The organism is Pseudomonas sp. Sample_16 (genome assembly GCF_004307665.1).
GTDB lineage: Bacteria > Pseudomonadota > Gammaproteobacteria > Pseudomonadales > Pseudomonadaceae > Aquipseudomonas.
The window spans coordinates 1-4,429 of record NZ_RCOB01000097.1 but is presented as its reverse complement, the minus strand read 5'-3'; the positions used below and the strand labels follow the sequence as shown (position 1 = coordinate 4,429).

At 59.7% G+C, this 4,429-nt stretch carries 5 protein-coding genes and 1 pseudogene; 4 read left to right on the top strand and 2 right to left on the bottom strand.

Translation table 11 applies throughout. The annotated features are described in order from the left end of the window. Positions 1 to 426: 426 nt before the first annotated feature. Positions 427 to 1,206, top strand: a complete 780-nt coding sequence (locus D8U69_RS13850; protein WP_130907506.1) for a TSUP family transporter — start codon at positions 427 to 429, stop codon at positions 1,204 to 1,206. On the opposite strand, the gene nudC is transcribed toward D8U69_RS13850, so the two are convergent. Next, positions 1,174 to 2,004 carry an NAD(+) diphosphatase gene (nudC, locus tag D8U69_RS13845; protein WP_130907505.1) on the bottom strand — a complete coding sequence of 277 codons (831 nt, stop codon included), beginning with the start codon at positions 2,002 to 2,004 and terminating at the stop codon, positions 1,174 to 1,176. The genes D8U69_RS13850 and nudC overlap by 33 nt on opposite strands. A 6-nt stretch (positions 2,005 to 2,010) precedes the next feature. After that, positions 2,011 to 2,823: a crotonase/enoyl-CoA hydratase family protein gene (locus D8U69_RS13840; RefSeq protein ID WP_056855273.1), complete on the bottom strand. Its 813-nt coding sequence runs from the start codon at positions 2,821 to 2,823 to the stop codon at positions 2,011 to 2,013. Between the two features lie 339 nt (positions 2,824 to 3,162). Here D8U69_RS13840 and D8U69_RS13835 point away from each other — a divergent pair, with 339 nt between their 5' ends. From D8U69_RS13835 to D8U69_RS13825, 3 genes and pseudogenes are all read left to right on the top strand, one after another. Next, a complete protein-coding gene (locus tag D8U69_RS13835) occupies positions 3,163 to 3,696 on the top strand; it encodes a tetratricopeptide repeat protein (RefSeq protein ID WP_056855272.1) in 534 nt (177 codons plus the stop codon). Positions 3,697 to 3,750: 54 nt separating this feature from the next. Continuing rightward, positions 3,751 to 4,251 (top strand): sigma-70 family RNA polymerase sigma factor, encoded by a 501-nt coding sequence (locus tag D8U69_RS13830; RefSeq protein ID WP_201783979.1) that lies wholly within the window; start codon positions 3,751 to 3,753, stop codon positions 4,249 to 4,251. Further along, positions 4,248 to 4,429 (top strand): annotated as a pseudogene (locus tag D8U69_RS13825) (transcriptional regulator); the annotation flags it as partial. The gene D8U69_RS13830 and the pseudogene D8U69_RS13825, both read left to right, overlap by 4 nt.

Sequence of the window (4,429 nt, the reverse complement as noted above, 5' to 3'; positions counted from 1 at the left end):
ACGCTTTGCGTGCCATTGGAACGCTGAGCGTCCCTTGAGGCATTCCCACGCAGAGCGTGGGAACGATCAGAAAACGCCGCTCCAAATGCAGGCGCGAGCCTGCTGACCCTTTAATGATCGTTCCCACGCTCTGCGTGGGAACACAGCCCGGAACGCTTTGCGTGCCATTGGAACGCTGAGCGTCCCTTGAGGCATTCCCACGCAGAGCGTGGGAACGATCAGAAAACGCCGCTCCAAATGCAGGCGCGAGCTTGCTGACCCTTTAATGATCGTTCCCACGCTCTGCGTGGGAACGCAGCCCGGGACGCTTTGCGTCCCAGGCGCTCCGACGACAGGGCCAGACCAGTCGCCGCAGAACCTGGATATAGGTAAGATATCGGCCCTTCCCCGCAGCCCTTTGCTGCACCCGCCGATTAAGCCGATTCCATGCCTTTCGAACTCAGCGTTGACCTCACCACCCTGGCCATTCTGGCCGCAGTCGCTTTTGTTGCCGGTTTCATCGATGCCATTGCCGGCGGCGGTGGCCTGTTGACCACCCCGGCCTTGCTCACCGCTGGCCTGCCGCCGCACCTTGTGCTGGGCACCAACAAACTCAGCTCGACTTTCGGCTCGGCCATCGCCAGTTTTACCTTCTATCGCCGCAAACTGTTTCATCCAGGGCAATGGATACACGCCATTGTCGGCACCCTGGTCGGCGCGCTGAGCGGTGCGGTGGTCGCGCATTACCTGCCCGCCGAGTGGCTGAACAAGATGCTGCCGGTGATCGTCTTTGCCTGTGGTCTATATCTGTTGTTTGGCGGCACGCCGAAAGCGCCGTCAGACAACAACGCGCCCATCAAGAAAAAATGGCAATCGACCCAGGGTTTCAGCCTCGGTTTTTATGATGGCGTGGCAGGTCCCGGTACGGGGGCGTTCTGGACCGTCAGCAGCCTGTTGCTCTACCCCATCGATCTGGTGAAGGCCAGTGGCGTAGCACGCAGCATGAACTTCGTCAGTAACGCGGCGGCGCTGTCGATCTTCATTTTTTCCGGACAGGTGGACTGGATCATCGGCCTGAGCATGGGCTCGTCGTTGATGGTCGGCGCGTTCTTCGGCGCCCGCACCGCCATCAGCGGCGGTGCAAAGTTCATACGTCCGGTGTTCATCACCGTGGTGCTCGGGCTGACCGTGCGGCTAGCCTGGCAACACTGGTTCAGCCTGGCCTAATCGCCGGGCCACGTAGACATCGATCAGGTAACGGGCAATCGAGCGTGACGCCGGCAACGGCGGCAGCTCGTGCACGTTGAACCACTGGGCGTCTTCGATCTCGTCTTCCTGACAGACAATGTCCCCACCGGCATATTCGGCATGAAAGCCGAGCATCATCGAATGCGGGAACGGCCAGCACTGGCTGCCCATGTACTGGATGTTCTTAACCTCGATCCGCACCTCTTCCCGCACCTCGCGAATCAGGCAATCCTCAGCCGACTCCCCCGGTTCGGCGAACCCCGCCAAGGTGCTGTAGACCCCGCTGACGAACCGTGGCGAACGTGCCAGCAGCACTTCATCACCCCGGGTCACCAGCACGATCATGCTCGGCGAAATCCGTGGATAGCTGCGCAAATCGCACGGCTGGCAATACATCGCCCGTTCGCGCGGCACTTGTATCATGGCCTGGCCGCAGTTACCGCAAAAACGATGCTCACGGGCCCAGGTGCCAATCTGCGCTGCGTAACCAAGCACCTTGTACAGCGTGTGATCGCCTTCAAGCATGAACGCCCGCAGGCCCTTCCAGTTGCAACCCGGCACTTCGCTGTGACTGCGCAACTCCAGCAGGTACACCGGTTCGCCGTCGAGGTGGCCGATACCGTGCTCGGCGAGAATCGACAAGTCCTGACGCTTGAGCCATTCACGGGGAAACAGCGCGCCATTGTCATCGAACATAAAGCCTTCCGGGCTGCGCGCCACGGCCCAGCCGCCGGGTTGGTCGGTGTCCAGTACTGCAGTGGTCCAGCGTGAAGTCATTTTCAATCAATCCAGAAATTCGGGTTTCTGTTTGCTCATATGGGCGGCCATGGCCACGCGCAAGTCAGTGGATTGCAGCATGGCGGCGTTCCAGGTGGCGACGTATTCGAGACCGTCATCAATGCGGTGATCGCGCATATAGCTGATCATCGCCTTGGTGCCGGTGACCGCAATCGGCGACTTGCTCGCAATTTCCCGGGCGATGCCCATGACGCCGTCGAGCAGGCTGGCGGTGTCGCTGTAGACGCGATTGACCAAGCCCATGCCGCGTGCTTCTTCGGCGCCGAAAGTGCGACCAGTGTAAGCCAGTTCACGCAGCATGCCGTCACCGATGATCCGCGGCAAGCGTTGCAGCGTACCGACGTCGGCGGCCATGCCGATGTCGATTTCCTTGATCGAGAATTGTGCGTCTTCGGCGGCGTAACGCATGTCGCACGCGGCGATCAGGTCGATGGCGCCCCCCAGGCAATAGCCTTGGATGGCCGCGAGTACCGGTTTGCGGCAATTGTCGACGGCGTTGAAGGACGCTTGCAGGTTGAGAATCTTGCGGCGCAGCAGGCGAGCGTTGCGCCCCACATCCTTGCCCAACTCATTGGCCACGCCGGCCAGCATCATCAGGTCGATACCCGAGGAGAAATGCTTGCCTGCGCCGCTGAGGACCACCACGCGCACTTCGTCGGTGTCATCGACCCACTGGAAAATCTCGACGATTTCGCTCCAGAACGCAGCATTCATCGAGTTGATCTTTTCCGGACGATTGATCTGCACATGAGCAATTTTATCGACCAGTTCGACGGTGAACGCGGTGTATTGAGACATGCTAGTGATCCTTTACCGGGCAAAAAAGAGGCCTGAACTATACCAAGGCGTGATGGCGGGCAGTAAGGCAGGGTTTCGGCCAAAAGCGGGACCAACTCAAGTCATTTGGTGTATTGCCGGGCCTCATCGCTGGCAAGCCAGCCCCACAGGGTTTTGTGTACGCCGCAGGTCCGAAGTGAGAGTCAGCCTGCTAGCGACAGGCCGCACTGGCACCTGATTTGTGCTTTTCTTAAAACAGCGCATACCAATGAATAATTGTTCGCGCTGGCGTGTTCACATCATGACAGTCTCTTTCGGTCCGTTCGATGTCACAACCCTGACAGCCATGGAGCTTTACCGATGAATAGCCGCTTTTCGATTCTTTCGGCACCGTTGATGCTTGCTGTCGTGCTGTCCGGTTCACAGGCATGGGCCAACGGCGAGGAGGACACACCCGCCAAGCCGCAGTGCCCCAGAGATCAGGTGTTCGATACCAAGGCGCAGAAATGCGTCAAGCAAACCAGCAAGCTTGTCTCGGACGCCGACCGCACCGATTACGCCTATCAACTGGCCAAACACGGGCGCTATGAGGAGGCCCTGGCGCTGCTCGATACGCTCAAGCAGCCCGATACCGCCAAGGCTTTGAACTATCGAGGGTACGCCACGCGTAAACTGGGGCGCACCGACGAAGGTATCGGTTATTACCTGCAATCGGTAAAACTCGATCCTCACTATGCACAGGTCCGCGAGTACCTGGGTGAAGCCTACGTGATCAAGGGTCAACTGGCTCTCGCACAGGAGCAGTTGCAGCAGATCAAATCGATATGCGGCAATACCACTTGCGAGGAATACCAGGACCTGGCCGAAGCCATCAACGACTCATCGAAAACCTGACTTATCGAATACGCGGAGGTCGCTATCGCCAGCGATCAGGCAATACGGGCAGAACTGGGCCAGCATCTGGCGCGATTGTGGCGTTACGGGTTGCTGTTGTCCCGACAAAGGCATGTCGCCGAAGACCTGGTGCAGGCAACCTGCGTGCGGGCGCTGGAACGGGCCGCGCAGTTTGCGCCGGGTACGCGCATGGACCATTGGCTGATGAGCATTCTGCATTCGATCTGGCTCAATGAAATACGCGCGCGCCGGGTGCGTCAGGGGCAAGGCACGATAGAGGGTGAACAGGTGTTGTCGTTCGACGGTGAGTATGCAGCGCAAACCCATGTCATGGCGGCGCAAGTCATCCGCCGGGTCGATGCGCTGCCGGAAACCCAGCGCGAAACGGTGTTCCTGGCCTATGTCGAAGGCTTGTCCTACCGCGAAGTCGCCGAAGTCCTGCAAGTGCCGATCGGTACCGTAATGAGCCGCCTGGCCACTGCCCGGGCCAAACTGGCCGAGTACCCGCCCTTGCAAGCTGTACCGAACCCCTCCACTCACGGAGAACGTCGATGAACGTGAACCCCACGGACGAGCAACTGGTGGCGTACCTCGACAATCAGCTCGATAGCCAGGAACGCCAGCGCATCGACGCCGCCGTGGCCGAAGACCCGATGCTCGGCCTGCGCCTGCAATGGCTGAACCGCAGCAGCCTGCCGTTCAAGTCGGCCTACGACGAGTTGGAACGACAGGC